General features: G+C 57.9%; 37 protein-coding genes. 1 reads left to right on the top strand and 36 read right to left on the bottom strand.

Annotation, left to right across the window (positions count from 1 at the left end):
* Positions 1-73 precede the first annotated feature (73 nt).
* A complete protein-coding gene (locus AC5S27_RS05960) occupies positions 74-1741 on the top strand; it encodes a DHA2 family efflux MFS transporter permease subunit (RefSeq protein ID WP_493933643.1) in 1668 nt (555 codons plus the stop codon).
* Between the two features lie 75 nt (positions 1742-1816).
* Here the strand turns inward: AC5S27_RS05960 and AC5S27_RS05955 are convergent, their stop codons facing one another.
* The 36 genes from AC5S27_RS05955 to rpsL all read right to left on the bottom strand — a co-directional run bounded on the left by AC5S27_RS05955 (position 1817) and on the right by rpsL (position 25204).
* A complete protein-coding gene (locus tag AC5S27_RS05955) occupies positions 1817-2047 on the bottom strand; it encodes a hypothetical protein (RefSeq protein WP_493933642.1) in 231 nt (76 codons plus the stop codon).
* Between the two features lie 189 nt (positions 2048-2236).
* Positions 2237-2713: a 50S ribosomal protein L17 gene (rplQ, locus tag AC5S27_RS05950; RefSeq protein ID WP_493933641.1), complete on the bottom strand. Its 477-nt coding sequence runs from the start codon at positions 2711-2713 to the stop codon at positions 2237-2239.
* Positions 2714-2813: 100 nt separating this feature from the next.
* Positions 2814-3905, bottom strand: coding sequence for a DNA-directed RNA polymerase subunit alpha (locus AC5S27_RS05945; RefSeq protein ID WP_493933640.1), 1092 nt, complete (start codon positions 3903-3905; stop codon positions 2814-2816).
* A 143-nt stretch (positions 3906-4048) separates the two neighbouring features.
* The gene (gene rpsD / locus AC5S27_RS05940; RefSeq protein WP_493933639.1) at positions 4049-4678 is read right to left on the bottom strand and encodes a 30S ribosomal protein S4; all 630 of its coding nucleotides are present in this window, start codon (positions 4676-4678) and stop codon (positions 4049-4051) included.
* 209 nt (positions 4679-4887) lie between these two features.
* Positions 4888-5307 (bottom strand): 30S ribosomal protein S11, encoded by a 420-nt coding sequence (gene rpsK / locus AC5S27_RS05935; protein WP_493933638.1) that lies wholly within the window; start codon positions 5305-5307, stop codon positions 4888-4890.
* The gene (gene rpsM, locus AC5S27_RS05930) at positions 5307-5687 is read right to left on the bottom strand and encodes a 30S ribosomal protein S13 (protein ID WP_493933637.1); all 381 of its coding nucleotides are present in this window, start codon (positions 5685-5687) and stop codon (positions 5307-5309) included. Before rpsM ends, rpsK begins: the two co-directional genes overlap by 1 nt.
* A gap of 252 nt (positions 5688-5939) precedes the next feature.
* The gene (rpmJ, locus tag AC5S27_RS05925) at positions 5940-6053 is read right to left on the bottom strand and encodes a 50S ribosomal protein L36 (protein WP_263356837.1); all 114 of its coding nucleotides are present in this window, start codon (positions 6051-6053) and stop codon (positions 5940-5942) included.
* Positions 6054-6169: 116 nt separating this feature from the next.
* The gene (gene infA / locus AC5S27_RS05920; protein WP_263354040.1) at positions 6170-6388 is read right to left on the bottom strand and encodes a translation initiation factor IF-1; all 219 of its coding nucleotides are present in this window, start codon (positions 6386-6388) and stop codon (positions 6170-6172) included.
* A 56-nt stretch (positions 6389-6444) separates the two neighbouring features.
* Positions 6445-7197, bottom strand: a complete 753-nt coding sequence (gene map, locus AC5S27_RS05915; RefSeq protein ID WP_493933636.1) for a type I methionyl aminopeptidase — start codon at positions 7195-7197, stop codon at positions 6445-6447.
* Between the two features lie 89 nt (positions 7198-7286).
* Positions 7287-8015: an adenylate kinase gene (locus AC5S27_RS05910; RefSeq protein ID WP_493933635.1), complete on the bottom strand. Its 729-nt coding sequence runs from the start codon at positions 8013-8015 to the stop codon at positions 7287-7289.
* Complete coding sequence (gene secY, locus AC5S27_RS05905; protein ID WP_493933634.1) at positions 8015-9400, bottom strand: preprotein translocase subunit SecY; 1386 nt, start codon at positions 9398-9400, stop codon at positions 8015-8017. Before secY ends, AC5S27_RS05910 begins: the two co-directional genes overlap by 1 nt.
* A gap of 175 nt (positions 9401-9575) precedes the next feature.
* Positions 9576-10058: a 50S ribosomal protein L15 gene (gene rplO / locus AC5S27_RS05900; RefSeq protein ID WP_493933633.1), complete on the bottom strand. Its 483-nt coding sequence runs from the start codon at positions 10056-10058 to the stop codon at positions 9576-9578.
* A gap of 133 nt (positions 10059-10191) precedes the next feature.
* On the bottom strand, positions 10192-10377 hold the full coding sequence (gene rpmD / locus AC5S27_RS05895; RefSeq protein ID WP_493933632.1) for a 50S ribosomal protein L30: 186 nt from the start codon (positions 10375-10377) through the stop codon (positions 10192-10194).
* 2 nt (positions 10378-10379) lie between these two features.
* Positions 10380-10886 (bottom strand): 30S ribosomal protein S5, encoded by a 507-nt coding sequence (gene rpsE, locus AC5S27_RS05890; protein ID WP_493933631.1) that lies wholly within the window; start codon positions 10884-10886, stop codon positions 10380-10382.
* A gap of 46 nt (positions 10887-10932) precedes the next feature.
* Positions 10933-11289 (bottom strand): 50S ribosomal protein L18, encoded by a 357-nt coding sequence (gene rplR / locus AC5S27_RS05885; protein WP_493933630.1) that lies wholly within the window; start codon positions 11287-11289, stop codon positions 10933-10935.
* Positions 11290-11419: 130 nt separating this feature from the next.
* A complete protein-coding gene (gene rplF / locus AC5S27_RS05880) occupies positions 11420-11959 on the bottom strand; it encodes a 50S ribosomal protein L6 (RefSeq protein ID WP_493933629.1) in 540 nt (179 codons plus the stop codon).
* A 136-nt stretch (positions 11960-12095) separates the two neighbouring features.
* Positions 12096-12494, bottom strand: a complete 399-nt coding sequence (gene rpsH, locus AC5S27_RS05875) for a 30S ribosomal protein S8 (RefSeq protein WP_263356827.1) — start codon at positions 12492-12494, stop codon at positions 12096-12098.
* A gap of 163 nt (positions 12495-12657) precedes the next feature.
* Positions 12658-12843: a type Z 30S ribosomal protein S14 gene (locus AC5S27_RS05870; RefSeq protein WP_493933628.1), complete on the bottom strand. Its 186-nt coding sequence runs from the start codon at positions 12841-12843 to the stop codon at positions 12658-12660.
* Positions 12844-12998: 155 nt separating this feature from the next.
* On the bottom strand, positions 12999-13547 hold the full coding sequence (gene rplE / locus AC5S27_RS05865; RefSeq protein WP_493933627.1) for a 50S ribosomal protein L5: 549 nt from the start codon (positions 13545-13547) through the stop codon (positions 12999-13001).
* Positions 13548-13702: 155 nt separating this feature from the next.
* Positions 13703-14035, bottom strand: coding sequence for a 50S ribosomal protein L24 (gene rplX / locus AC5S27_RS05860; protein ID WP_493933626.1), 333 nt, complete (start codon positions 14033-14035; stop codon positions 13703-13705).
* A 76-nt stretch (positions 14036-14111) separates the two neighbouring features.
* Positions 14112-14483 carry a 50S ribosomal protein L14 gene (gene rplN, locus AC5S27_RS05855; protein ID WP_493933625.1) on the bottom strand — a complete coding sequence of 124 codons (372 nt, stop codon included), beginning with the start codon at positions 14481-14483 and terminating at the stop codon, positions 14112-14114.
* Between the two features lie 67 nt (positions 14484-14550).
* Positions 14551-14898, bottom strand: a complete 348-nt coding sequence (gene rpsQ, locus AC5S27_RS05850; RefSeq protein WP_493933624.1) for a 30S ribosomal protein S17 — start codon at positions 14896-14898, stop codon at positions 14551-14553.
* Positions 14899-14900: 2 nt separating this feature from the next.
* Positions 14901-15173 carry a 50S ribosomal protein L29 gene (gene rpmC / locus AC5S27_RS05845; RefSeq protein WP_493933623.1) on the bottom strand — a complete coding sequence of 91 codons (273 nt, stop codon included), beginning with the start codon at positions 15171-15173 and terminating at the stop codon, positions 14901-14903.
* Between the two features lie 92 nt (positions 15174-15265).
* Complete coding sequence (gene rplP, locus AC5S27_RS05840) at positions 15266-15709, bottom strand: 50S ribosomal protein L16 (RefSeq protein WP_493933622.1); 444 nt, start codon at positions 15707-15709, stop codon at positions 15266-15268.
* A 107-nt stretch (positions 15710-15816) separates the two neighbouring features.
* Positions 15817-16491, bottom strand: a complete 675-nt coding sequence (gene rpsC, locus AC5S27_RS05835; protein WP_493933621.1) for a 30S ribosomal protein S3 — start codon at positions 16489-16491, stop codon at positions 15817-15819.
* 68 nt (positions 16492-16559) lie between these two features.
* Complete coding sequence (gene rplV, locus AC5S27_RS05830) at positions 16560-17027, bottom strand: 50S ribosomal protein L22 (protein WP_493933620.1); 468 nt, start codon at positions 17025-17027, stop codon at positions 16560-16562.
* An 82-nt stretch (positions 17028-17109) separates the two neighbouring features.
* Complete coding sequence (gene rpsS / locus AC5S27_RS05825; RefSeq protein WP_493933619.1) at positions 17110-17397, bottom strand: 30S ribosomal protein S19; 288 nt, start codon at positions 17395-17397, stop codon at positions 17110-17112.
* 18 nt (positions 17398-17415) lie between these two features.
* Positions 17416-18240 (bottom strand): 50S ribosomal protein L2, encoded by an 825-nt coding sequence (rplB, locus tag AC5S27_RS05820; protein ID WP_493933618.1) that lies wholly within the window; start codon positions 18238-18240, stop codon positions 17416-17418.
* Between the two features lie 115 nt (positions 18241-18355).
* Complete coding sequence (locus AC5S27_RS05815) at positions 18356-18649, bottom strand: 50S ribosomal protein L23 (RefSeq protein ID WP_493933617.1); 294 nt, start codon at positions 18647-18649, stop codon at positions 18356-18358.
* Positions 18649-19338 carry a 50S ribosomal protein L4 gene (gene rplD, locus AC5S27_RS05810; protein ID WP_493933616.1) on the bottom strand — a complete coding sequence of 230 codons (690 nt, stop codon included), beginning with the start codon at positions 19336-19338 and terminating at the stop codon, positions 18649-18651. Before rplD ends, AC5S27_RS05815 begins: the two co-directional genes overlap by 1 nt.
* Before the next feature lie 114 nt (positions 19339-19452).
* Positions 19453-20181 (bottom strand): 50S ribosomal protein L3, encoded by a 729-nt coding sequence (gene rplC, locus AC5S27_RS05805; protein WP_493933615.1) that lies wholly within the window; start codon positions 20179-20181, stop codon positions 19453-19455.
* Between the two features lie 166 nt (positions 20182-20347).
* Positions 20348-20665 carry a 30S ribosomal protein S10 gene (gene rpsJ, locus AC5S27_RS05800; protein ID WP_493933614.1) on the bottom strand — a complete coding sequence of 106 codons (318 nt, stop codon included), beginning with the start codon at positions 20663-20665 and terminating at the stop codon, positions 20348-20350.
* A 137-nt stretch (positions 20666-20802) separates the two neighbouring features.
* Positions 20803-21990, bottom strand: a complete 1188-nt coding sequence (gene tuf / locus AC5S27_RS05795) for an elongation factor Tu (RefSeq protein ID WP_493933613.1) — start codon at positions 21988-21990, stop codon at positions 20803-20805.
* Positions 21991-22083: 93 nt separating this feature from the next.
* Positions 22084-24168: an elongation factor G gene (fusA, locus tag AC5S27_RS05790; RefSeq protein ID WP_493933612.1), complete on the bottom strand. Its 2085-nt coding sequence runs from the start codon at positions 24166-24168 to the stop codon at positions 22084-22086.
* 107 nt (positions 24169-24275) lie between these two features.
* A complete protein-coding gene (gene rpsG / locus AC5S27_RS05785) occupies positions 24276-24746 on the bottom strand; it encodes a 30S ribosomal protein S7 (protein WP_493933611.1) in 471 nt (156 codons plus the stop codon).
* 50 nt (positions 24747-24796) lie between these two features.
* Positions 24797-25204 (bottom strand): 30S ribosomal protein S12, encoded by a 408-nt coding sequence (gene rpsL / locus AC5S27_RS05780; protein WP_263358927.1) that lies wholly within the window; start codon positions 25202-25204, stop codon positions 24797-24799.
* Positions 25205-25624: the final 420 nt, after the last annotated feature.

The raw sequence follows: 25624 nt of genomic DNA, 5'->3' as shown, positions 1-25624 counted from the left end.
TGCAGAGATCGTTCATCTCGCACAGATCCATGGGCTCTCGCCCGCGCAGCAAAACAAACCAAAGGGGAAATGCATGGGCAGTAATGCTGGGGTTCTGACCGGCGGGGATTCAGTCCCGGATTCGCCGTCGCAAGAGAAGACAGTCAAGAATCCGAACATCTCCTCCGACAGCCATGCCGGCTGGAAGCCGCGCGCCAACCCCTGGGCGATTGCCGCCACGGTCGCGCTGGCCGCATTCATGGAAGTGCTCGACACCTCGATCGCCAACGTTGCGCTCCCTCACATCTCGGGCGATCTCGGAGCCAGCACCAACGAGGGCACCTGGGTCCTGACCAGCTATCTGGTGGCTAACGCGATCGTTCTGCCGCTCGGCGGCTGGGCCTCCAACGTGATGGGCCGCAAGAACTTCTTCCTGCTCTGCATCACCATCTTCACTATCGCCAGCTTTGCCTGCGGCATTGCGCCCTCCCTTCCCATCCTGCTGCTTTGCCGCGTGATTCAGGGCGCGGGCGGCGGCGGACTGCAACCGATGGCCCAGGCCATCATGGCCGACTCGTTCGAAGAGAAAAAGCGCGGACAGGCTTTCGCTCTCTACGGCCTGGTAGCCGTGCTGGCGCCGTCCATCGGCCCATCGCTCGGCGGCTGGATCACGGACAGCTACTCCTGGCGATGGATCTTCTACATCAACATCCCGGTCGGCATACTGGCCTACTTCATGACAGTGCGCATGGTCGACGATCCACCGTGGATCAAGCCTGACCGCAAGCATCTGCGCAACATGGACTACATCGGCCTCGGCTTCCTGACGCTGGCCATGGCCGGTCTGCAGATCATGCTCGACAAGGGCGAGGAAGACGACTGGTTCGGCTCCCGCTTCATCATCAGCTTCGCAGTCATGTTCGTTGTCGGAATCGTGGGCCTGATTTTCTGGGAGCTGCAGAAGAAAGATCCGCTCATCAACCTACGGCTCTTCAAGTTCAAGAACTTCGCCATCTGTTGCTTCCTGATGATGCTGGTCGGCGGCGTGCTGAACGCCAGTACAGTGCTGCAGCCGCAGTTCCTGCAGCAACTACTCGGCTACACCGCGACCAACGCCGGACTGGCGCTGACCGCCGGCGGTTTTTCGCTGCTGTTTGTCATGCCCTTCGCCGGATGGGCCACCGGCAAGTTCCCAGCGCGCAACGTGGCCGCTTGCGGCTTCGTCATCTTCGCCTTCTCCTTCTGGTACAGCACGACGCAGCTCAGCCTGGACATGAGTTTTGCCAACGCCAGCATCCTGCGCGTCATTCAACTGGCTCCAATTCCGTTTGCCTTCATTTCGATCACGACAGCGGCCTACGTCGGCATGCCGAAGGAAGCCAGCAATCAGGTCGCCGGCCTCATCAACTTTGTGCGAAATATTGGCGGCAGTATCTTCATCGCTGTCACCGGCGCGCTCGTCACGAACCGCAGCCTGCACCATGAAGCCCTGTTGCAGGAGCACATGACGCCACTCAATATCCCCTACGCGCAATCGGTACAGGGGCTAACAGCCGGGCTCAGCAATGCCGTCGGCGCACCGAACAGCCAGGGCATGGCCGCGGGCAGTATCTATGAGCAGCTCCAGCGCCAGGCCGCGATGCTTGGCTACCAGGATGTCTACAAGATGCTTTTCTGGATGGCTGCAGGCATGGTGGTGCTCGCCTTCCTGCTCAACAAGAACAAACCCGGCGCGGGCGGTGGCGGCGGAGCCATGCACTAGACCGCACTTCTACCGCAGGGTCAAACCTGCCGTTGACCGAATCGACGCACCAAATCCGCGCAATCCATTCTCCCGCTACACTTGAGTTTCTGCCGGGAAGATCACCTCCGATGCGCGCAACTGCTCCCAGGTCACGCCGGAGATTGGCATCACTTCCACACCGGTAATCCTCTCAGCCATTGCCATTGCGCCAAGAACCGAGCAAAGCATGGTCACCTCAGCCTCGTACAACGTGCTGACACCCGCGCCTGTGCTGCACCCGGCTACCAGAGACATCACGCTGGATGCAGCCGGAAATTTGTACATCCTGGAACTTGGCCAGATACAGAAGGTTTCTCTCGCAACGGGTCCAGCACCGGCGTTCTAACGAACCGCAAGAGCGGAAGCCTGGGTGCTACCTGTCTCCACTTCCAAGCGCCCAACAAAAAAGCAGCGAACACGGTTCCATGAACCGCGTTCGCTGCGCTCTTTTCGAGAGTTTTGGAGAAGATGAGCTTAAGCGGCTGCGTCGTCGGCGCCGGGAGCGTTCTTTTCCTTCTCCATGGCTTCTTCGAGCTCGGCGCGCTTCTTGGCCTTGACGTCGGCGCGCTTCTGGCGCTTCTCGTCCAGCTGCTTTTCTGCTCCGAGGAGTTCGATGAAAGCCTTCTCGGCGCCATCGCCCTTCTGGAAGCCGGTCTTGACGATGCGCAGGTAGCCGCCCTGGCGATCGCCGTAACGCGGCGCAACCGTGTCAAACAAGCGCTTGACGGAGGTGTCGGTCATCAGGAACGCGAGTGCCTGACGGCGCGAGTGAAGATCGCCCTTCTTGCCGAGGGTAATCATTTTTTCAACCAGCGGACGGACAGCCTTCGCCTTGGCGATGGTCGTCTCGACGCGGTCTTCGATGATGACAGACGTGACCAGGTTGCGCAGCAGAGCGCGGCGGTGGCTGGTGTTGCGTCCGAGTTTGGTTCCTGCATTGCGATGGCGCATGATGTTGCTCTCTTTCGAAAAAGTGGGCAGTGGTTAGTGGCAAGTGATGAGTGGAAAAGCAGGGATGACCTGCCAATCACTAACCACTAACCACTCGTCACTAAAAGTTCTCTGTCTCAGTCGGCAACAGCATGTCCACGGAGTCGAGCAGCTCGTCCTCGTCGTCAAAGCGGCTGAAACCAGCAGCCAGGGCGGCGGAGGGTAGAATGCTCGTCGGTCCGGGAACCGCATTGCCGTTTTCGTCGATCTTCATTCCGAGCGACAGACCCATCTGCGCCAGGATTTCCTTGATTTCGTTCAGGCTCTTGCGGCCAAAGTTCTTGGTCTTGAGCATCTCGGCTTCGGTCTTTTGAACCAGCTCGCCGATGGTCTGAATGTTGGCGTTCTTCAGGCAGTTGTAGCTGCGAACCGACAGCTCCAGCTCTTCGACAGAACGATTCAGGTTGTCATTGCGCAGCGGAGCGAACTCGCTGTGGTGACCCTCTGCTTCGATTTCTTCTTCGAAGTTGATGAAGATGTTCATGTGGTCCTTGAGCAGCTTGGCGGCCAGGCCGAGTGCGTCGGCCGGAACCACAGCACCGTTGGTCCAGATGTCCAGGGTCAGCTTGTCGTAGTCGGTGATCTGTCCGAGACGGGCAGCTTCCACGAGGTAGTTCACGCGGCGAACCGGCGAGTGAACCGAATCCACGGGGATGAAGCCAATGCCCAGGTCAGCGTCGAAGTTCTTGTCGGCGGAGACATAGCCACGGCCGCGCTTCAAGCGCATTTCCATGTCCAGACGGCCACCTTCAGAGACGGTCGCGATGTACACATCCTTATCGAGGATCTCGACGTCGCCGTCGGCCTCGATCATGCCTGAGGTCACGATGCCGGGCTGGTCCGCGCGCAGGTAAAGCGCCTTCGGGCCATCGCCGTTGAGCTTGAACGGAATCTGCTTCAGGTTCAGGATGATGTCGGTCGCGTCTTCAACCACGCCGCCAATCGACTGGAACTCATGCAGTACGTCTTCGATGCGAACCGCAGTCACTGCCGCGCCTTCGATCGAGCTCAGCAGGGTACGGCGCAGTGCGTTGCCGATCGTGGTACCAAAACCACGCTCGAACGGCTGTGCGCTGAACTTGCCAAATTTCTCAGTGAGTGTCTCGGCATCGACTGCCAAACGCTTGGGCTTTTGAAAACCTCTCCACAACATTGCTGTTTCCTTTTCCTGCGCGGGATGTACGCCGCGAAGCATTCTGCGGCGGCCACGCTGGTTGTGCTGCGCTAGTGGTTAGTGATTAGTGGTGAGTGATCAGGGCTGTTAACCACTAACCACTGACCACTAACCACTCGGTCTTACTTGGAGTAAAGTTCGACGATCAGCTGTTCGTTGACCGGCAGCGAAATCTCTTCGCGCTTGGGCAGCGAAACAACCTTGCCCGAAAGCTCGGCAAAATTGACGTCCAGCCAGGTCGGGGTGTGGTTCTGCGCCGCGTAATCGCGCGCCGACTCAACCACAACCAGCTTCTTCGCGTTCTCGCGGATGGCGATGGTGTCACCAACCGAAACCTGGAAGGAAGGAATGTTCACCTTGCGGCCATTCACTTCAACGTGTCCGTGACGAACCACCTGGCGGGCCTGACGGCGGCTGATGGCGAATCCGAGACGGAAGGCAACGTTGTCGAGACGGCGCTCAAGCTGCTGGATGAGCAGGTCGCCGGTCACGCCGGTGGCCTTGTTCGCCTTCTCGTAGTAAGCGCGGAACTGGCTCTCGAGCGTGAAGTAGATGCGCTTGGCCTTCTGCTTTTCACGAAGCTGCAGACCATAACCAACAATCTTGGCCTTGCGGCTCTGGCCATGCTGACCGGGGGCGAAGTTGCGCTTCTCGATGGGGCACTTGTCGCTCAGGCACTTGGTGCCTTTGAGGAAAAGCTTGGTGCCTTCGCGACGGCAAAGGCGGCATACGGGGCCGGTGTAACGTGCCATGATTTCTCCAATTTCAGATGTCGATCGCTTTACGCGCTGGCTGCGCTTCGTCACGATCCAAGTTAGTGAGAGATAAGAGAATAGCTTACAGAGAACAGTAAGTTTTGCTAAGTTCGCCTGCTTGCGTTCCACTCTCAAAAATCGATAAGGTGCCAGAGAACGGAAAAACAGTAAGACTGTTCTCTGTTCTCTGACAACTGTTCCCTGTCTTACACGCGACGGCGCTTGGGCGGACGGCAACCGTTATGCGGCACCGGCGTAACATCCCGGATGCTGCGCACATCGATGCCCGCTGCTGCAAGGGCGCGGATGGCCGACTCACGGCCGGAGCCGGGACCGGAAACGCGCACGTCGACAGCACGAAGGCCGTGATCGCGAGCGGCGTTGGCGGCGTTCTGCGCAGCCTGCTGGGCCGCGAAAGGAGTTCCCTTACGCGAACCGCGGAAGCCGAGCGAACCGGAGCTCTTCCAGCTCAGCGTGTTGCCCACCGGGTCGGTGATGGTGACGATGGTGTTGTTGAACGTGGCTTGGATGAAAACGAGACCAAATGGAACGTTTTTCCGCTCACGCTTTTTGAACTTCTTGTTCTTGCTCGCTTTTCCAGCGGCGCTTGCCTGTTGCTTAGCCATTACTTCGTCACCTTCTTCTTGCCGGCAACGGTGCCCTTACGGGGTCCCTTGCGGGTGCGAGCGTTGGTGCGGGTGCGCTGACCGTTGACCGGCAGCGAACGCTTGTGCCGCGTTCCGCGATAGCTTTGGATGTCCATCAGGCGCTTGATGTGCATCGAGACGTCCTTGCGGAGATCGCCTTCGATGTTGCCTTCATCTTCAATGACCTGACGAATGCGGTTGACCTCGTCTTCGCTCAGATCCTGGATCTTCTTGAAGGCATCGACATCCGCCTTCACCAGAATCTTTACGGCGCGGGGATTACCGATCCCGAAAATGTATGTGAGCGCGATGCGTGCCTGCTTGTTGCGGGGCAGATCGACTCCAGCAATACGTGCCATGTGCTTCCTTCATGCTCCCGTTGAGGAGTGTTGCTGTGTGCTTCCGGCATCTATCCGGCTGGCACGGGGTGAAACGGTTGTCTCCGGGGTTCATCGCAAGCCTTCCTAAACATCCAGGTGGCTAACTCGCCCTTGCTTGAGAGAACAGTTGACAGATAACAGCGAGCAGTTAAATTTCAGTAGCTTTGCTGTTCTCTGTTCTCTGTTTGCTGGTCTCTTCTCAGGAAACTCCGCATAAATCAGGACTTCAACTTATCCCTGACGCTGCTTGTGCTTGGCGACTTCACAGATCACGCGGACCTTGCCGTGACGGTGAATGACCTTGCACTTGTCGCAAATCTTCTTGACTGATGCACGAACCTTCATTGCTTGCTTCCCTTCGGCTCAAAGAGCCTTTGCAGCTAACCACTCAGTTGAATGATTAGTGATTAGTGGTGAGTGAACGCAGGAATCACTAACCGCTAACCACTAGCCACTAACCACTACTTGTAGCGGTAGACGATGCGCCCGCGATTCAGGTCGTACGGGCTCAGTTCCACAGCCACGCGGTCGCCCGGCAAGATGCGGATGAAGTTCTTCCGCATGCGGCCTGAGACATGAGCCAATACCTGATGCTCATTCTCCAGCTTGACCTTGAACATGGCGTTGGGAAGTGTTTCCACTACCACTGCCATTACCTCAATCGCGTCTTCCTTCGACAAACCGTGTTTCCGCTTCCGCTGGACTTGCGTTCATCCAGCCTGTTAGACCGCCCAATTTAGGCGGTTAAAATCATCGCTCCGGTCGCGGTCACCGCTACCGTGTGCTCAAAATGAGCGCTCATGCTGCCGTCCTGCGTAATCGCGGTCCAGCCATCTTTCAAAACTTCCACTTCGGGCTTGCCGGCATTGACCATCGGTTCAATCGCCAGCACCATGCCCTCGCGTAGCTTCATGCCTTTGCCCCGCGAACCGAAGTTCGGAACCTGCGGGTCTTCATGCATCCGTGTTCCAATTCCGTGTCCAACAAAATCCCGTACCACCGAGAAGCCTTCCGCCTCAACCAGCTCCTGGACCGCCGCGCCGATATCGCCCAGCGTCGCTCCTGGCTTGACCGCATCGATAGCAGCCTGCAGCGAAGCTTCCGTAGCCTTCAACAGCCGCTGCGTCTTGGCATCAATCTTCTCGCCGACCGCAACCGTGATTGCCGAATCGCCGTAAAATCCGTCCACGATAGCGCCGCAGTCGATCGAGACGATATCGCCTTCCTTCAGCACCCGCTTCTTCGAAGGGATGCCGTGGACTACCTCGTGGTTGATCGAGGTGCAGAGCACCGCGGGAAAACCGTGGTAGCCCTTGAAGGCAGCCTTCGCGCCCAGCTCTTTCAGCTTCGCTTCAGCAGCATTCTCGAGATCCTGAGTCGTCGCTCCGGGTTTGACAGTCTCGCGCACAACGTCCAGCACCTGGCGCACAACGCTGCCTGCGCGGCGCATATGTTCCACTTCCCGAGCTGACTTCAGAATGACGGCCACGATCCCACTTCCAAATCTTGAATTACTGCCCTAACTGCACACGCAACAACGCCGAGACGATTCGAAGCTAACCCCTTCAATACGGGAGGTTAAGCTCGCAACCGCTCGACCGAAGACACAATACTGGCAGCCACATCGGCCACCGGCTGATCTCCATTGACCTCGGTAAACCTGCTCAGAGCCCGGTAGTGTTCAATCACCGGCGCAGTCAGGGTCTCGTAGGTATCCATCCGTCCAACAAAGCATGTTTCTGTATCGTCGCTTCGCTGTACCAGAGTCGCATCCTCTAAATCGCAAATGCCTTCGACCTTCGGAGGCTGCAAATAGATGTTGTAGATCGTCTGGCAGACAGGACAGTTTCTGCGCCCGGTAATACGGCGCAAAAGATGATTGTATTCCACTTGAATCTTCACTGCAACTACCGGCAGTGAACCCGGCTGATTGGCAATCCGCTCGTCCAGCCAGTTCGCCTGGTTCAGCGTCCGCGGAAAGCCATCGAGAATGTATCCGTTGGCGGTATCCGGCTGCGTCAGGCGGTCGGCAACCATATCGTTCACCAGCGAATCCGGCACCAGCTTACCCTGGATCATCAATTCATGCGCCAGCTTGCCCAGATCCGTACCCCGGTCGCGATGGGAACGAAGCAGGTCCCCGGTCGAGATCTGTGGGATACCCCACAGCTTGACCAGCTCCTTGGCCTGCGTTCCCTTGCCCACACCGGGCGCTCCGAGAAGAAGGATGGGACCAGGCTTTACCGGGGTCGCATGACCTACGCTGATACCTGTCTCCGGAGCTGCCGCTGAAACTGCCGTTACCATTACCAGCTCTTCCTTCCGCGAATACGTCCCGAGCGGGGCGAGAAGCCGTCATAGTGCCGCATGATCAACTGCGATTCGATCTGGTTGGCCGTATCCATCGCCACACCGACCACGATCAGCAGCGAAGTACCACCAAAGGCGAAGTTCAGTCCCAGACCGCTCGTCACCCATGTCGGCAGCTTTTCGAAGATGCCGCCCACCAGCCACAGATGGTTCAAGTGAATACCGGCAATCAGGAACGTCGGCACCAGCGAGATCAGGATCAGGTACAACGCGCCGACCAGCGTAATGCGGGTCAGGATGTCATTGATGTAATCCGAGGTCCGCTTGCCCGGGCGAATGCCGGGGATAAACGAGCCACTCTTGCGCATGTTGTCGGCAATGTCATCCGGACGGAAAACGATCGAGATGTAGAAGTAGGCGAAGAAAATAATCGCCGCCATGTACAGCAACTCGTACCACGGCTCACCCGGCTGCAAACCCTGCAGGATGTTGGTAATCCGCGAATTCGACTTCACGAACTCCATCTGGCTGAAGAGCAGCGGCGCCGAAAGAATCGAACTGGCGAAGATGACCGGCATCACGCCGCCCGAGTTCACCTTGAGGGGCAGGTGCGAGCTGACTCCGCCCATCTGCCGGCGGCCGACGATGCGCCGTGCCGACTGGACAGGGATACGGCGCTCCGACCGCTCCACGTACACGATGAAGGCGACCAGGCCGACCATCGCTGCGACCAGGATCAATACACCGATGCCGGTAAATGGTCCCCATTTGTTGTCGCGAATCGCAAGGAAGATGGTTTCGATACCGCGCGGCAGACCCACAATGATACCGGTGAAGATCAGCAGGCTCATGCCGTTGCCGATACCACGGTCCGTAATCTGCTCACCCAGCCACATGATGAAGGCCGTGCCAGTCGTCAGCGTCAGAACGGTCATCAGGATGAACGCCGGAGCGGAGATGATCGTCATGCCCTGCGAAGTGAGGCCGAAAGCAATCGCGATCGACTGGAAGGCAGCCAGGATCACAGTGAGGTAGCGGGTCCACTGCGTGATCTTGCGGCGGCCCAGTTCACCCTCTTTTTGCAGGCGCGCCAGCGGCTCGTAAACCACCGTCAGCAGCTGGAAGATGATCGACGCCGTGATGTACGGCATGATGCCCAACGCGAAGATGGTAAAACGGCGCAGGTTACCGCCCGAGAACATATCCAGCAGGCCAAGCGCCGATCCACCCTGAGTGTTGAAGAAGGTGTCGAGGGCCTTGCTGTTGACGCCGGGGGTGGGGAGCTGGGCACCCAGGCGGTAAATCGCCAGCAGGCCGAGCGTGAAGAGAATGCGCTTGCGCAGGTCCGGGACGCGGAAGATATTCAGGAACTTATCAAACATAGGAAAAGAGGCCACTCCACCAGAACTGCGATTCTTAGGCTGCGAATACTGGGATTACGAAACTGAGCTGCAAATCTGAACTTGCCGAGTCTGGTACTACCATCGTAACTCCGAAAGCCCCCGCCTGTCCTGTCTCCGGAAGGAGATAGTCAGCGCGGAGGCTATTCGAGGGAAGTTACTTGGCTGCTTCTACGACGACGCCGCCTACCAGGGTGGCCTTGCCGCCAGCCTTTTCGATCTTCTCCTGCGCCGACTTCGAGAACTTGTGCGCAGTGATGCTGATCGCGGAGGTCAGTTCGCCATTGCCCAGGATCTTGACCAGTTCCTTCTTGCTCGAAACCAGGCCAAGCTTCTTGTAGTCGTCCAGGCCGATCTCGGAAACGCCCTTCTCGGCGGCGACGGAAGCAATGCGGGTCAGGTTGATGACCGTGTACTCCACGCGGAAGATGTTGGTGAATCCGCGCTTGGGAAGACGGCGATGCAGCGGCATCTGGCCGCCTTCAAAGCCACGCATCAGGCTGGAGCCCGAACGCGATCCCTGGCCCTTGTGGCCGCGGGTGGAAGTCTTACCCATGCCTGAGCCCATACCGCGGCCGACACGCTTGCGCCCAGTGTTTGCATTCTTGGGGGCGCGCAGATTTGAAAGATTCTTTGCCATGATTTTCCTCGCTCATGCGCCGGTTGAGCGTCAGCTCAAGCGACTCGCGTTTGTTGTCGAGTGTGAGTGTGAAGTGTGAGTGTGAAAGACAGATTGCTTTTCACACTCACACTTCACACTCACACTCGAAGCATCAGTCAATGATGCGAACTAAGTGGGGAACAGTCTTGACCATTCCACGAACCGACTCATTGTCCACCCGCTCGACGATCTGGTTGAGCCGGGTAAAGCCCAGGCCCTTGATCACCAGCTTGTGCTTCACCGGGGTCGAGATCTTGGACCGGTAGTATTCAATACGGATTTTCTTGACTTCCGCCATGATTAAAGCTCCTCTACAGTCTTGCCGCGCATCAGGGCAACTTCTGCCTTGTCGCGCAACTGGGTCAGTGCGTCAAAGGTGGCCTTGATCACGTTGTGCGGGTTCGCCGTGCCGAGCGACTTGGTCAGCACGTTCTGCACGCCAGCCGAGGTCATCACAGCGCGAACGGCGCCGCCGGCGATCACACCGGTTCCTTCAGGAGCCGGCTTCAGCAGCACGTGGCCGGAGCCGTAACGGCCCAGCACCTGGTGCGGAATCGTCGTCTCGGTCAGGTTGATCTTGACCAGGTTCTTCTTCGCCGATTCGATTGCCTTGCGGATCGCCTGGGGAACTTCCTTGGCCTTGCCTGCGCCATGGCCAACCACGCCGGCAGACGCATCCCCAACCACCACCAGCGCTGCAAAGGACATGTTCTTACCGCCCTTGACGACCTTGGTGACACGGTTGATCGACACGACCTGGTCGGTCAGCTTGAAATGATTGGCGTCGAGTTTCTTGATGAATGCCATTGCTTCTTATTCCTTCCAAGGGGCCTAAGCCCCAAGAACCCTTTGCTTAGAATTCCAGTCCGGCTTCACGCGCGGCATCGGCCAGCGCCTTGATGCGTCCGTGGTACAGGTAGCCGCCACGGTCAAACACAACCTTCTTCACGCCCTTGGCAACGGCCTGCTCGGCCACCAGCTTGCCAACTTCCTTGGCTGCCGCCACATTGCCACCGGCATTGATCTTGCCGGCAAGCGTGGAAGCGGAGGCGATGGTAACGCCCTGCGAATCGTCGATGATCTGGGCATAAATGTGGTTCAGCGAACGGTACACGTTCAGCCGGGGCCGCACTGAGGTGCCCGAGATCTTCTGCCGGATGCGGAAATGAACCCGTCCGCGAATCTGATTTCGTTCAATCTTTGCAATCATGTTCGTCTCTTCCTATCAGCGGAACGGACCTACCGCCCCGTTCGGTTGTTAGAGCTCAGCGTACAGAGAACAGAGATCAGTCAAATCTCACCGATGCTTCACTGTTCTCTGCCTGCTGTTCTCTGATCTCTTACTTGCTACCCGACTTGCCGGCCTTCTTCTTCAACTTCTCACCGGTGTAGCGAACGCCCTTGTTCTTGTACGGATCCGGCTTACGCAGCGAACGCATATCCGCAGCAACCTGGCCAACCTGCTGGCGGTCGATGCCGGCAATGGTCAGATGGGTCTGCTTCGGATCGATCGTTACTTCAATGCCCGTAGGCAGCGGGAACTCGATCGGGTGCGAGTAGCCGAGGGTGAACACCACTGTGCCCTTGCCCTTCAACTCGGCACGGTAACCGATACCGACAATGTCCAGGTCCTTCGTCCAGCCCTGGGTCACGCCGTGAACGGCGTTGTAGACCAGAGCGCGGGTCAGGCCGTGGAACGCGGCGGCCTTGTCGCTGTCACGGTTCACATTCAGGAATCCATCGGTCTTCTCAAGCGTGATGCCAGGAGCGATCAGGGCGGAAACCTTGCCCTTGGGACCTTCGACCAGCACGGTGTTGCCGCTCACGGTGTACTTCACATTTGCAGGCAACGGAATCGGCTTCTTACCAATACGCGACATTCTTAATCCTTAGATGGCTTGCGAGTCCCGGACCGGATCTCTCCGTCGTTCCACTGCAGCCCTTACAACAGCTTCCAGCTTCTAGCTCTTAGCCCCTAGCTAAAGGCTAGAAGCTGGCGGCTAGGAGCTATCTTTACTACCAGACTTCGCAGAGGATCTCGCCGCCAACGCCTTCGCGGCGTGCCTGACGACCGGTCATGACGCCCTTGGGGGTGGTCATGATCGAGATGCCAAGTCCGCCCTGGACGCGCTTGATCTCGTCGCGGCCGATGTAAACGCGGCAGCCGGGACGCGAGATGCGGGCCAGATCGCGGATGGCAGCTTCAGAGCCCGCGCCGTACTTCAAGTACACGCGCAGAACCTGCTTGCCCTCTTCTTCCTGGGTCTTGTAGTTCGAGATGTATCCCTCTTCCTTGAGGATGCGGGCAATCTCGGCCTTCAGCTTCGAAGCTGGTACGTCCAGCTTCTGGTGACGTGCGCGGATAGCGTTCCGGATGCGCGCCAGAAAATCGGCTACTGGGTCAGTCAGACTCATTCCTTCTCCTTCATCCCCCGTTCGCTCCACCTATCCGGTCGAGAACCTGCGGGAATGCTTCAAACAGCTTCTAGCCTCTAGCTACTAGCCTTCAGCTTTCTTGATCACACTACGAACTTCCGCCACCTTAGCTAGGAGCTAGCGGCTAGAAGCTGGCAGCTTACTACCAGCTGGACTTCACAACGCCGGGGATCTCTCCACGATGCGCAAGGCCACGGAAGCACAGACGGCACATGCCGAACTTGCGGAGGAACGCACGTGGACGTCCGCAAAGCTGGCAGCGATTATGTTGGCGCGACTTGAACTTGGGCTTGCGCGCGTCTTTAACTCGTTTTGCAGTGGTTGCCATATTTCCTCTTCACAACAGCTACTAGCTTTCAGCTACTAGCTTCTAGCTCTTCTCGCAGAGCGCTTGCGCAGCTCGTAAAGGAGATCGAATTTGTTTTGGCTTCGTGCTTTTGCGGGTCTCGCTAAAAGCCTAAAGCTAGAAGCTAAAAGCTGCTCTTAGGCGCCCTGCCGGAAAGGCATCCCGAACTGGCGCAGCAGAGCGCGAGCCGAGTTGTCATCCTGAGCGGTCGTCACGATGGTGATGTTCATGCCCTTCAGCTTTTCAACCTTGGAATAATCGATTTCCGGGAAGATCAGCTGATCGCGCAGACCGAGCGTGTAGTTGCCGCGCCCGTCAAAGCTCTTGGTCGAAACACCCTTGAAGTCGCGCACACGCGGCAGGGCGGTCGAGATCAAGCGGTCCAGGAACTCGTACATCTTGTCCTGCCGCAGCGTGACCATCGCGCCAATCGACATGCCGGCGCGCACCTTGAAGGCCGCGATCGACTTCTTCGCCTTGGTCGTCACCGGCTTCTGTCCGGTGATCTGGCCGAGGTCGGCAACCAGTGGATCGAGCAGCTTGGTGTTCTGCGTCGCTTCACCCAGACCCATGTTGACCACAATCTTTTCGATCTTCGGCACGGCCATGATGTTGTCCAGGCCAAGCTCCTTCTGGAGCGCTACGCGAATCTCGCTATTGTACTTCTCTTTCAAACGTGCTGCCATTGGTGTTGCTCTCTTTCTTCCGGTCCCGGAGTGGGCTTCAAACCTGCCCGTTTACCGTTGCGGAGGGTGCTCCGTTGGTTCAATTCCTACTAAGACAAAAACCGCTTAGCCACAACCACTTAGGATACCTGAACTTCAGGTAAATTGCTCAGTAATTACTTGGCCTTAACAGGCTGAGTCGCACCGCACTTCTTGCAGATGCGGACCTTGGTATCGCCTTCAACCTTGTAGCCAACGCGGGTCGTCTTGCCGCAGCTCGCGCAGACCAGGGCCACGTTCGAAACATGCAACGGCGACTCCTGCTCGGCGATGCCGCCCTTGGTGTTCTTGCCCGACTTCGAGCTGACCGTCTTCTTGACGATGCGAACGTGCTCAACCAGAACCCGGTCCTTGTCCGGGAATACCCGGAGAACGCGTCCCTGCTTGCCGGCGTCCGAGCCAGACAGCACCTGGACCTTGTCGTTACGATGAATATTCAAACCAGCCATGTTCTTCTCTCACCTGGCCATTGCTCAAAACCAACGGCCTAATTCGTCTGTTGCTGTACCCGAGCTAGTCGCGAAACTAGATGACTTCCGGAGCCAGCGAAACAATCTTCAAAAACTTCTTGTCACGGAGTTCGCGGGCAACCGGCCCGAAAACGCGCGTCCCAACAGGCTCGCCGGCTTCGTTGATCAGCACGGCCGCGTTCTCGTCGAAGCGGATATACGTGCCGTCGCGACGACGATATTCCTTGCGCGTGCGAACGATAACCGCCTTGACAACCTTGCCCTTCTTGACCGTGCCGTCCGGGGAAGATTCCTTCACCGCTGCCGTCACGACATCGCCAAGACCAGCCTTCTTGCCCGAGGATCCGCCCAGGGGGAGGATAACCTGCAACTTGCGCGCGCCGGAGTTATCGGCAACCGCAAGCATTGTTCTCATCTGTACTGCCATATGCCTACTCTCTTTCCTGTGCTACCGGCGAACTAACGCCGAAGGCTTCCGCCTGTCCGGCGAGGACCTAGACAGCCTTTGGGGCTGCGTCTTCAATCTGGCTCAGCGACGAACGCCGAACAATCTCTTCCAGGGCCCAGCGCTTCAGCTTGCTCAGCGGACGGGTTTCGCGGATGCGAACCACATCGCCGACGCGCGCGGAATTCTGCTCGTCATGGGCATAGAACTTCTTGTTGCTCTTCACAATGCGCTTGTACTTCGGGTGCGCCTTGCGCATTTCCACTTCCACCACGATGGTCTTCGACATCTTCGTCGAGACGACGTTGCCAACCTTCTCATTACGGCGGGCGCCCGTTGTCGATTCCGGCGTGGCTTCAGGGGTTTCAGTCTTAACAGTCTCAGTCGTGGCCGTCATAATTACTTGGCCTCCTTCTTGGTCGTCTTAGCCTTCTTGGCCTTCACAGGAGCGGCCGAAACAGCCACCGGAGCAGCGCCGCGAACACCCAGCGAGCGCTCCTTGGCAACCGTCTTGATGCGGGCGATGTCCTTGCGCAGTTCGCGCAGCTTCTTCACGCCCTCGTTCTGCCCCAGCTTGGCCTGGAAGCGAATGCGAAACAGCTGCTCGGCGGCTTTGACTTCTTCCGTCTTCAGCTCGTCGTCGCTCCAGTTACGAATCTTTGTCAGTTCCATCGTGTTCTCTCCGGGAGGGGCTTTCTAGCCCCTTAACCCTAGTGGGCATTCAGCCCGGTCCAAATTCTTAAAGCCTGTCGTACAGAAGCTGATTAAGCTTCTACTTCCTCGACAGCGTTCTTGATGATCGCCGGACGCTGCACAAACCGCGTCTTCAACGGCAGCTTGTTCGAGGCCAGACGCATAGCTTCCTGCGCGATCTCGACCGGAACGCCTTCCATCTCGAAGAGGATCTTGCCGGGGCGAACAACTGCCGCCCAGTGATCCAGAGCGCCCTTACCCGAGCCCATTCGGACTTCGGCCGGCTTCTTGGTGACCGGCTTATCCGGGAACAACCGCAGCCATACCTTGCCGCCGCGCTTGATGAAGCGCGTCATTGCGATACGGCTGGCTTCGATCTGGCGGTCGGTGATGTAGCCGCACTCCATGACCTTCAGCCCATACTCGCCAAACGAGAGGGTCGAACCGCGCCAGGCCTTGCCGCGCATCTTGCCCTTCTGCTGCTTGCGAAACTTGACCTTCTTTGGCATCAACATAGCGAAATCCTCTTCAAAATAGCTACTAGCCTTCAGCTACTAGCTTCTAGCTCTTTCGTTAACTTCGTGCCTTAGCTAAAAGCTAGAGGCTGGAAGCTAGCCGCTGGTTACAGCTGGAACGCACCCGCACCGGCAACCACCGGCTGGCGGCGCTTCTGCTCATAGATGTCGCCGCGATAGATCCAGGTCTTCACACCGATGATTCCGTAGGTGGTGTGCGCCTCGGAGAAACCGTAGTCGATGTCGGCGCGCAGCGTGTGCAGCGGCAGACGGCCCTGGAGATACCATTCGGAACGGGCGATTTCGTTGCCATTCAAACGGCCCGAAACGCGAACCTTGATGCCCTTGCAACCGAAACGCAGAGCCGAATCCACGCTCTTACGCATCGCGCGGCGGAAACCAACGCGCTTCTCGAGCTGCAGTGCAATCGCTTCCGAGACCAGCTGGGCGTCGAGCTCAGGCTTGTTCACTTCCAGAATATCAATGAACACGTCGCGGCCGGTGCGCTTGGCGAGATCGGCCTTGAGCTTTTCAATCTCCGAACCCTTGCGGCCGATGACAATACCCGGACGCGCGGTGCGGATGATGAAGCGCAGCTTATTGCCCGGACGCTCAATCTCCACCGAGCTCACGCCGGCAGCCTTCAGCTTGTCCTTCAGCTCTTCCTTCAGCTTGACGTCTTCGACCAGCAGCTTGGCGTAATCGCGGGTGGCGAACCAGCGCGAGCGCCAGGGCTTGTTGACTCCGAGCCGAAATCCATAGGGGTGGACTTTCTGTCCCATACTTTGCCTCTCAAATCCCTGTTACAAAATTCGTTGCAAAACCGTTTGTTTCAAAACTTGCTGAAAGCTTACGCAGCCTTCGTCGTCTTCGCCGCGTTTGCCTTTCGCACTGCCTTGGTCGCCCGCTTCGGCTTCGAAGAAGTCACAACTTCTTCTTCCGCCGGAGCCTCGGCAATCGTCACAATGATGTGCGTGAGGCGGCGCTGGTAGCGGAACGCACGACCCATGGGGGCAGGGCGGATACGCTTCATGCGCGGGCCTTCGTTGGCAATCGCGTTCTTCACGATCAGGTTGTCAACATCCAGATCCAGACCGCGCTCATCGGACAGGTACTTCGCATTGTCCAGCGCCGAGGTCAGCACCTTGTGAACCACCGGAGCAATCCGCTTCTTGGTGAAAGCCAGCGTCTCCAGAGCCTTCTGCACGCTCAGCCCCTTGACCAGGTTCAGCACCAGCCGCGCCTTCTGCGGCGAAATGCGCTGGAACCGCGCCTCAGCGCGATATTCAGGTTGGCTTGTTTTCGTCTCGACTGCCATGTTCTACCCTTTCAATCTCTCGGGAATTTGCGGAACCTGCCTTTGCCGGCTAATCCCTATTCCCTAGTCCCTATTCCCTGCACTACCGCGCTTTTGCGCCCGACTCGGATGCCTTCTGCGTGTGGCCCTTGAAGGTGCGGGTCGGCGAAAACTCACCAAACTTGTGTCCCACCATGTTCTCCGTCACGTAGACCGGGATGAACTTCTTGCCGTTATGCACGGCAACGGTGTGGCCGATGAACTCGGGGAAGATGGTGGAGCGCCGCGACCAGGTCTTGATGACCTTCTTGTCGTTGGCGGCATTCAGCACTTCCACTTTCTTGATCAAATGCTCGTCCACAAAGGGACCTTTTTTCGTTGACCGTGCCATGATTCTTCTCCAGATCCCTTATTTGCTGCGACGAGTGACGATCATGCTGTCCGTCCGCTTGTTGTTACGCGTCTTGTAGCCGCGTGTCGGCTGGCCCCACGGGGTGACAGGATGACGTCCGCCCGAGGTCTTGCCTTCACCACCGCCGTGCGGGTGATCCACAGGGTTCATCGAGACACCGCGGTTGGTCGGGCGAATGCCCTTCCAGCGATTGCGTCCTGCCTTGCCGATCGCGACATTCTCGTGGTCCGTGTTGCCGACCTGGCCAATGGTCGCCATGCAGTCGATCAGCACCCGGCGGGTTTCACCGGAGGGCAGCTTCAGAAGCGCGTATTCGCCTTCCTTGGCCACCAGCTGAGCCTGTGCACCAGCGGATCGCGCCATCTGCGCGCCCTTGCCGGGACGAAGCTCAATGTTGTGCACCACGGTGCCGGAGGGGATGTTCTTCAACGGCAACGCATTGCCGATCAGAATGTCGGCTTCCGGGCCGCTCATGATCTTCTGTCCAACCTTCAAACCAATCGGCTGAATGATGTAACGCTTTTCGCCGTCCAGGTAGTGAATCAGCGCAATGCGCGAGGAGCGGTTCGGATCGTATTCGATCGTGGCCACGGTTCCCGGAACGCCAAACTTGTCGCGCTTGAAGTCGATCAAACGGATCTGCTTCTTGTGTCCGCCGCCATGGTGCCGCATCGTCAGGTCGCCCGAGTTACGACGTCCGCCCGTGCGCTTGCGGGTCGTCAGCAGCGGCTTGTAGGGCTCGTTGGTGGTGATGTCATCGTTCACCAGCGAAGTCTTGAAGCGGAGCGTCGGCGTAATCGGTCTGTATGTCTTGATTGCCATCGTCTGTTTCCCTAAGAGTCTCGGACTCGGCGTTTGCCTGATCCGTCTCTCACGTTTCTCCGGGGCTTAACGCAACCCCGATAATTCCTGCGGCTTGCTTGCAATTGCCAAGTGCCTAGTAGTTGCTCACGTACTCCGGCATCTTTTCGCCAGCCTTCAGGCGAACATAAGCCTTCTTCCAGTCCGGCTTGTAACCGGAGAACTTGCCACGGCGGCGTTCCTTACCGAGCACGTTCGAGGTACGCACGTTGAGCACCTTCACCTTGAACAGAGCCTCAACGGCCTGCTTGACTTCGGTCTTGCTGGCAGTCGGAGCTACATCGAATACCAGAGTCCCTTCGGTCTCTTTCGCGGCCAGGCCCTTTTCCGTAATGAGAGGCCGGCGGATCACGTCATAGAGTGTCGGCATTATGCGACCTCCTTCTCAGCGGCAGCCTTGGCTGCCAGTTTCCGCTTCGAAACAGTCTTGATCAGCGACTCGCCGAGGAGCTCAATCGCATCCTTCGAGAAGATCGCGCGCTCGTAGCGAAGCAGGTCATAGGGGTGAACCTCGTTGTTCAGCATCAGCTCAACCTTTTCGAGGTTGCGCACGCCGAGGAACAGGGCTTCCGAGAGGCCCTTGCCGCTTTCGACGATCAATGTCGTGCGGTTGGCACCCAGCTTGTCGAGAGCCGAACGGTAAAGCTTCGTCTTCGCTTCCTTCAGTTCAAGCGAGTCGACGATCGTCAGCTTGCCGTCAGCCAGCTTCGAAGCCAATGCAGAACGCAGAGCGCCCAGCAGCTTCTTGCGCGGGAAAGCGTAATCGTAGCTGCGCGGCTGAGGTCCGTGAACCGTGCCGCCGTGACGCCACAGGGGCGAGCGCACCGAACCGATACGCGCACGGCCCGTTCCCTTCTGCTTCCAGAGCTTCTTGCCCGAACCGGCAACCAGCTTGCGATTCTTGGTCGCGGCCGTGCCCTGGCGCAATGCGGCGCGATAGTGCTTGACCGCTTCCCACAGGAGAGCTTCGTTCACTTCCGAGGCTGCGAACACTTCGTCCGCCAGCTCGATCGTGCCGACCTTATCTCCGTTCAGATTGACTACATCCACGTTTGCCATCGTCTTCTTCTTTCCCCGGCAATACTTTGGCTACCGGGTCAAATCTCGTCTTGCTACTACTCAAATCGTTTCAGCAGATCCGGCCCGAAGGGCGTCTGCCTGGACGGCAGGTCCCTACTTCTTCTTGGAACCGGAAGCCTTCTTCGAAGCCTTCAGCGGATCGACCGTGCCGGAACCGGCGAAACCACGACGCTCACGCGGCGGAGCCTTGGCCTTCGAAATCAGCACATAGCCATCCCGAGGTCCGGGTACCGCGCCTTCAACCATGATCAGGTTCTCTTCCAGATCAATGCCGCGGATGCGCAGGTTGCGAACCGTTACCTGGTCCACGCCCATGTGACCCGGCATGCGCTGCCCAGGAAACACACGCGACGGGAAGCTCGAGGCGCCGATCGAACCCTGCACCTGGAACATATGTCCGTGCGACTTGGGACCGCCGCCGAAACCGTGCCGGCGAACAACGCCCGCAAAACCACGGCCCTTGGAGGTACCAATCACATCGACAAATTTTTCGCTCTCAAAGATGTCAACCAGGACGCGATCGCCCGCCTTGACATTCGCTTCGCCTTCCGCGGGAAGTTCGAGACCGACTTCGCGAATCTCGCGAACCGGCGGCGCATCCGCCTTGGCGAAGTGGCCTGCGAGGGGCTTGGTCACGCGCGAAGCCTTGACGAACTCAACGAGGCCGATCTGCGCGGCTTCGTAGCCGTCCTTGGCTGCGGTCTTGAGCTGCGTAATCACGCAGGGACCAGCCTGCAGGACCGTGATCGGGTGAACATCACCCTTCTCATCGAATACCTGCGTCATGCCGATTTTCTTACCTAGAATTCCAGTAACTGACATATTTTCCTTTCCTCATCATGCGAAGCTATTTCTCAATGCCCGCACTGCCGGAGTTATTGTTAGCCGCTAGCTGCCAGCTTTTAGCCTCTAGCTCGATCCCTACATCTCAGGTCTTCGTCGCCTTAGCTAGTAGCTAAAAGCTAGCGGCTAGAAGCTGCTTTCGAAGCTATTTCTCGAAAGCTTTGATCTCTACATCGACGCCAGCCGGGAGGTCGAGCTTCATCAGCGCGTCCACGGTCTGCTGGGTGGGTTCGAGGATGTCGATCAGGCGCTTGTGCGTCCGGATCTCGAAGGCCTCGCGGGACTTCTTGTCGACGTGCGGCGAACGCAGCACGCAGTACTTGTTCTTGATCGTCGGCAGCGGGATCGGTCCTGCTACCTGCGCCCCGGTGCGCTTCGCGGTTTCTACAATCTCACCCGTCGAAGTATCCAGTACGCGGTAGTCATACGCCTTCAGCCGAATTCGAATTCTCTGTCCTACCATGTGCTTCCGTCTTCCCCGCGATGCTCGTGATCGATGTCCACGGTCGCGATATGTACAAACTCTTGCTAGTGGTTAGTCTTTAGTGATGAGTGGTTTGTGCTGTTAAACACTAACCACTCATCACTAACCACTCGTATTTAAGCGATGATTTCCGAGATCGCGCCGGCGCCCACAGTGCGGCCACCTTCGCGGATCGCGAAACGCAGACCCTTTTCCATCGCGACTGGAGTGTGAAGCTCGATCTCCAACTGGATGTTGTCGCCCGGCATCACCATCTCGGTGCCTTCCGGCAGCTTCGCGGTGCCAGTTACGTCCGTGGTGCGGAAGTAGAACTGAGGCCGGTAGCCGTTGAAGAACGGAGTGTGACGTCCGCCTTCTTCCTTCGACAGGACGTAGACTTCGCCCTTGAACTTGGTGTGTGGCTTGATCGAGCCGGTCTTGGCCAGAACCATGCCGCGCTCGACATCTTCCTTGGCCACGCCGCGGAGAAGAAGACCAGCGTTGTCGCCGGCCAGACCTTCGTCCAGCTGCTTCTTGAACATTTCCACGCCCGTCACAACCGTCTTGCGCGTTTCGCGGAAGCCGACGATCTCAACTTCTTCGCCAACCTTCACCTTGCCACGCTCGATACGGCCCGTAACAACCGTGCCACGGCCGGAGATCGAGAAGATGTCTTCGATCGGCATCAGGAACGGCAGGTCGACCATGCGGTCAGGCTGCGGAACATAACGGTCGACTTCGGCCATCAACAAATCCACGCTGGCTTCCCACTTGGCTTCGCCGTTCAGAGCGCCGAGCGCCGAACCACGAATGACCGGTGTGTCGTCGCCGGGGAACTGATACTTGTCGAGCAGTTCGCGAACTTCCATTTCAACCAGCTCGATCAGCTCTTCGTCCTCAACCGCGTCGCACTTGTTCAGGAACACCACCAGCGAAGGAACGCCGACCTGGCGAGCCAGAAGCACGTGCTCCTTAGTCTGGGGCATCGGGCCGTCGGTGGCCGCAACCACCAGGATGCCGCCGTCCATCTGCGCCGCGCCGGTGATCATGTTCTTGATGTAGTCGGCGTGGCCGGGGCAGTCGACGTGAGCGTAGTGACGGTTCGCCGTCTCATACTCAACGTGGGCTGTCGCGATCGTGATGCCGCGCTCGCGCTCTTCCGGAGCGTTGTCAATCGTGTCGAACGAACGGAAGGTGTTCTTCGGGTTGTGCTTCGACAACACCTTCGTGATCGCCGCCGTCAACGTCGTCTTGCCATGATCGATGTGACCGATCGTTCCTACGTTTACGTGCGGCTTGCTGCGATCAAATTTTTCCTTCGCCATAAGTTCCCCAAATCCTTTTCAATGCTGGTGTTACTTTTTGCTCTCGGGGCGCCGGCGTTCCGGCTCCAGCCCCCAAACCTGTACAGCTAAAACTTAGGCCTTGCCCTGAGCGCGTCCGATAATCTCGTCCGCAATCATGCGCGGAGCCTCTTCGTAGCGGGCGAACTGCATCGAGTACGAAGCACGTCCCTGCGTGGAAGAGCGAATATCGTTCACGTATCCGAACATTTCCTTGAGCGGCACGATCGCCTTGACCAGCTGCGAACCCGCAGCATGCTCCAGGCTTTCGATACGGCCACGGCGGGAGTTGATGTCGCCGATGATCGTTCCAACGAACTCTTCCGGCACCGTCACTTCAACAGCCATTACTGGCTCCAGAAGAACAGGGCTGGCTTTCTTCGCGGCTTCCTTGAATGCCATCGAACCGGCAATCTTGTACGCCATTTCGTTTGAATCGACGTCGTGGTAGCTTCCGTCGTACAAGGTCACCGTGACATCGACCACAGGGAAGCCGGCCAGGATACCGCCATCCAGCGCTTCGCGGATGCCCTGATCGATCGGCTTGATGTATTCCTTCGGAATCGAGCCGCCCTTGATGTCGTTGATGAACTCGTAGCCCTTGCCTGGCTCGCTCGGCTTCAGGCGAATCTTGCAGTGCCCGTAGTTACCCGAACCACCGGTCTGACGAATGTACTTGCCTTCGGCTTCCGATTCCTTGCGGATGGTCTCGCGGAACGCAACCTTGGGCTCGCCCACATTGGCTTCGACCTTGTGCTCGCGCTTCATGCGGTCGACCAGAATTTCGAGGTGCAACTCACCCATACCGCTGATGATGGTCTGGCCCGAATCCTCGTCGGTCTTCACCTTGAAGGTAGGATCTTCGTCGGCCAGCTTGCTCAGCGCGACGCCCATCTTTTCCTGGTCAGCCTTGGTCTTCGGCTCAATCGCCACCGAGATAACCGTGTCCGGGAAAGTGATCGCCGAGAGCGCAATCGGAGCGGAAGGCGCGCAAAGCGTGTCGCCCGTCTTCAATTCCTTTAAGCCCACGCAGGCGCAGATATCGCCGGCCATGATCTCGGTAATATCCTCACGCTTGTTGGCGTGCATCTTGACCAGACGGCCAATACGCTCGGTCTTACCGGTACGCGGATTCAGAACCGTATCGCCAGTGCGAAGCTGACCCGAGTACACCCGGATAAAGCCCAGCTTGCCGAACGGATCGTTGATCAGCTTGAAGCCCAGTGCCGAGAACGGCTCGCTGTCATCAGAATGACGAACGAACTGCTCTTCGAGATTGTCAGGGTTCAGGCCAATGATCGGAGGAATGTCGAGAGGGCTAGGCAGGTAATCGACAACCGCATCGAGCAGCGTCTGAATACCCTTGTTCTTGAATGCCGAACCACAGAGAACCGGGAACAACTTCAGTTCGAGAGTCGCCTTGCGCAGACCAGCCTTGAGCTGAGCAGACGTCGGCATATCGCCGTCCAGGAACTGGATCAGGATCTCGTCATCGGTCTCGGCAACCATCTCCACCAGCTGCATACGGAAAGCTTCCGCCTTCTTCAGCAGGTTCTCGGGAATCTCTTCGACCGAATACTTGGCGCCCATCGTCTCGTCATGCCAGAGAATTGCCTTCATGTCCAGCAGATCGATAACGCCCTTGAAATTTGCTTCCGCGCCGATCGGAATCTGAATGGCAACCACACGAGCTCCGAGACGCTTGCGCATGGTATCCATGGCCAGCTCGAAATCCGCACCGTTCTTGTCCATCTTGTTCACGAAGCAGATACGGGGAACGCGATACTTGTCGCCCTGGCGCCAGACGGTTTCCGTCTGCGGCTGTACGCCCGAAACCGAATCAAACAGCGCAACCGCACCGTCCAGAACACGCAACGACCGCTCAACCTCAGCGGTAAAGTCCACGTGACCCGGGGTATCAATAATGTTGATGCGAATGTTGTTCCACATGCAGGTCGTGGCGGCGGATGTAATGGTGATGCCGCGCTCCTGCTCCTGCTCCATGTAATCCATGGTCGCAGTGCCTTCGTGCACTTCACCGATACGGTGCGTGATGCCCGTATAGAAGAGAATGCGCTCAGTGGCAGTCGTCTTTCCGGCGTCGATGTGCGCCATGATTCCGATGTTCCGGCAACGATTTAAAGGTACTGTGCGAGCCACGGTATATCTTCCCTGCGAACTGACGTCCGCTGTTCTGTTGCACTTCTTACTTACGGCTGGCCCCGACTCAAGCCAGCCTTACTTCAATCCCGACTGAGAAAACCGAACTACCAGCGATAATGCGCGAAAGCCTTGTTGGCTTCAGCCATGCGGTGAACGTCTTCCTTCTTCTTCATCGCCGCGCCGCGACCGTTGGCCGCGTCCAGCAACTCATTCGTCAACTTGTCGATCATGCCCTTCTCACCACGGGCGCGCCCGTAGGTGATCAGCCAGCGAATCGCCAGTGACGTGCGCCGCTCAGGAGCCACTTCGATCGGCACCTGGTAGTTGGCGCCGCCCACACGGCGGGACTTCACTTCGAGCAGCGGCTTGCAGTTCTCAACCGCCTTCTTGAAGAGCTTGAGGGCTTCGTCGCCGCCGCGCTGCTCCAGGTTCGTCATCGATGTGTAGAAGATTCCCTGGGCAGTCGACTTCTTGCCGCCCCACATCAGTGAGTTCACAAACTTGGTGACCAGCGTGGATCCGTAAATCGGATCAGGCGCTACTTCCCGCTTCGCAATGTGACCTTTTCTAGGCATGTTCCAAAATCCTTAGCCCTATCCGGGCGGTTACAACTGAATCGTCGAAACTACTTCTTCTTGCCGCCCTTGACAGGTGCCGCGCCAGCCTTGCCACGCTTGGCTCCATACTTGGACCGGCTCTGCTTGCGGTTGGCCACGCCGACCGAGTCAAGCGTTCCGCGAACCACGTGATAGCGCACGCCCGGCAGATCCTTCACACGGCCGCCGCGGATCAGCACAATCGAGTGCTCCTGCAGGTTGTGGCCGATGCCTGGGATATAGGTCGTAACTTCGATCCCGTTGGTCAGGCGGACACGGGCTACCTTACGCAGCGCCGAGTTCGGCTTCTTGGGGGTCTGGGTGTAAACACGCGTGCAAACTCCGCGACGCTGCGGCGAGGCCTGCAGCGCAGGAGAGGCCGTCTTGTACCGTGGCGCCGTGCGCCCCTTGCGAACCAGCTGATTGAATGTAGGCAAACCGCAACTCCTCAAACTCGTAAAACAAAAACCGTTCAAATCGACAAGCGCGCACAGCTTCTAGGCTTCCCATCGCGCTTTTACACGCATGGAAGCCCCAATTAGCTGCTTCGCGTCTGCCCTCGTACCAAAATCAGACGAAAACCAGGACGGTGACCGTACGCTTTGCCCTTTTCAGGGAAGGTCGATTCCGTTTCCGCGGTTTCGGCTTGCATAGCCTTCTAGGAGAAGGGGGTCGCAAGCACCGTAGCGAACAAGTCCAACTCGCACAAGATCGAGTCTTTTCAAGGACTTCTGGGGAATCCGGCTATTCAACCCGGACCATAATCCCAACGATTTCCCAACCACCCGTCACCGAAAACCACTTCCAGTAACCGACTCGGGAACCGCCTGCCAGCTTCGCCGCTTACAACACACGCG

The organism is Acidicapsa borealis (assembly GCF_059115245.1).
This window is presented reverse-complemented; position numbering and strand designations above follow the sequence as displayed.

Bases quoted from the DNA above. Each gene is read 5' to 3' on its own strand.
- rpsG (WP_493933611.1), bottom strand. From the start codon at position 24,746: ATGCCTAGAAAAGGTCACATTGCGAAGCGGGAAGTAGCGCCTGATCCG.
- AC5S27_RS05955 (WP_493933642.1), bottom strand. From the start codon at position 2,047: ATGTACAAATTTCCGGCTGCATCCAGCGTGATGTCTCTGGTAGCCGGG.
- rplN (WP_493933625.1), bottom strand. From the start codon at position 14,483: ATGGCAGTACAGATGAGAACAATGCTTGCGGTTGCCGATAACTCCGGC.
- rplX (WP_493933626.1), bottom strand. From the start codon at position 14,035: ATGGCTGGTTTGAATATTCATCGTAACGACAAGGTCCAGGTGCTGTCT.
- rplP (WP_493933622.1), bottom strand. From the start codon at position 15,709: ATGTTGATGCCAAAGAAGGTCAAGTTTCGCAAGCAGCAGAAGGGCAAG.
- rpsC (WP_493933621.1), bottom strand. From the start codon at position 16,491: ATGGGACAGAAAGTCCACCCCTATGGATTTCGGCTCGGAGTCAACAAG.
- rpsE (WP_493933631.1), bottom strand. From the start codon at position 10,886: ATGGCATTCATCAAGAAACTCGACGCCAATCATTTCAAGCTGACCGAC.
- rplC (WP_493933615.1), bottom strand. From the start codon at position 20,181: ATGTCAGTTACTGGAATTCTAGGTAAGAAAATCGGCATGACGCAGGTA.
- AC5S27_RS05945 (WP_493933640.1), bottom strand. From the start codon at position 3,905: ATGTTGTGGAGAGGTTTTCAAAAGCCCAAGCGTTTGGCAGTCGATGCC.
- AC5S27_RS05910 (WP_493933635.1), bottom strand. From the start codon at position 8,015: ATGGTAACGGCAGTTTCAGCGGCAGCTCCGGAGACAGGTATCAGCGTA.
- rpmJ (WP_263356837.1), bottom strand. From the start codon at position 6,053: ATGAAGGTTCGTGCATCAGTCAAGAAGATTTGCGACAAGTGCAAGGTC.
- rpsM (WP_493933637.1), bottom strand. From the start codon at position 5,687: ATGGCACGTATTGCTGGAGTCGATCTGCCCCGCAACAAGCAGGCACGC.
- rplR (WP_493933630.1), bottom strand. From the start codon at position 11,289: ATGATTGCAAAGATTGAACGAAATCAGATTCGCGGACGGGTTCATTTC.
- secY (WP_493933634.1), bottom strand. From the start codon at position 9,400: ATGTTTGATAAGTTCCTGAATATCTTCCGCGTCCCGGACCTGCGCAAG.
- rpsJ (WP_493933614.1), bottom strand. From the start codon at position 20,665: ATGGTAGGACAGAGAATTCGAATTCGGCTGAAGGCGTATGACTACCGC.
- rpmD (WP_493933632.1), bottom strand. From the start codon at position 10,377: ATGGCGGAAGTCAAGAAAATCCGTATTGAATACTACCGGTCCAAGATC.
- rplV (WP_493933620.1), bottom strand. From the start codon at position 17,027: ATGGCAGTCGAGACGAAAACAAGCCAACCTGAATATCGCGCTGAGGCG.
- rplE (WP_493933627.1), bottom strand. From the start codon at position 13,547: ATGGCAGCACGTTTGAAAGAGAAGTACAATAGCGAGATTCGCGTAGCG.
- rpsK (WP_493933638.1), bottom strand. From the start codon at position 5,307: ATGGCTAAGCAACAGGCAAGCGCCGCTGGAAAAGCGAGCAAGAACAAG.
- tuf (WP_493933613.1), bottom strand. From the start codon at position 21,990: ATGGCGAAGGAAAAATTTGATCGCAGCAAGCCGCACGTAAACGTAGGA.
- AC5S27_RS05815 (WP_493933617.1), bottom strand. From the start codon at position 18,649: ATGCCGACACTCTATGACGTGATCCGCCGGCCTCTCATTACGGAAAAG.
- rpsD (WP_493933639.1), bottom strand. From the start codon at position 4,678: ATGGCACGTTACACCGGCCCCGTATGCCGCCTTTGCCGTCGCGAAGGC.
- rplB (WP_493933618.1), bottom strand. From the start codon at position 18,240: ATGGCAATCAAGACATACAGACCGATTACGCCGACGCTCCGCTTCAAG.
- rpsQ (WP_493933624.1), bottom strand. From the start codon at position 14,898: ATGACGGCCACGACTGAGACTGTTAAGACTGAAACCCCTGAAGCCACG.
- rplF (WP_493933629.1), bottom strand. From the start codon at position 11,959: ATGTCGCGTATTGGTAAGAAGCCGATTCCGTTGCCTGCAAATGTGAAG.
- rpsS (WP_493933619.1), bottom strand. From the start codon at position 17,397: ATGGCACGGTCAACGAAAAAAGGTCCCTTTGTGGACGAGCATTTGATC.
- rpmC (WP_493933623.1), bottom strand. From the start codon at position 15,173: ATGGAACTGACAAAGATTCGTAACTGGAGCGACGACGAGCTGAAGACG.
- rplQ (WP_493933641.1), bottom strand. From the start codon at position 2,713: ATGCGCCATCGCAATGCAGGAACCAAACTCGGACGCAACACCAGCCAC.
- AC5S27_RS05960 (WP_493933643.1), top strand. From the start codon at position 74: ATGGGCAGTAATGCTGGGGTTCTGACCGGCGGGGATTCAGTCCCGGAT.
- AC5S27_RS05870 (WP_493933628.1), bottom strand. From the start codon at position 12,843: ATGGCAACCACTGCAAAACGAGTTAAAGACGCGCGCAAGCCCAAGTTC.
- rpsH (WP_263356827.1), bottom strand. From the start codon at position 12,494: ATGAGTCTGACTGACCCAGTAGCCGATTTTCTGGCGCGCATCCGGAAC.
- rplO (WP_493933633.1), bottom strand. From the start codon at position 10,058: ATGGCAAAGAATCTTTCAAATCTGCGCGCCCCCAAGAATGCAAACACT.
- rplD (WP_493933616.1), bottom strand. From the start codon at position 19,338: ATGGCAAACGTGGATGTAGTCAATCTGAACGGAGATAAGGTCGGCACG.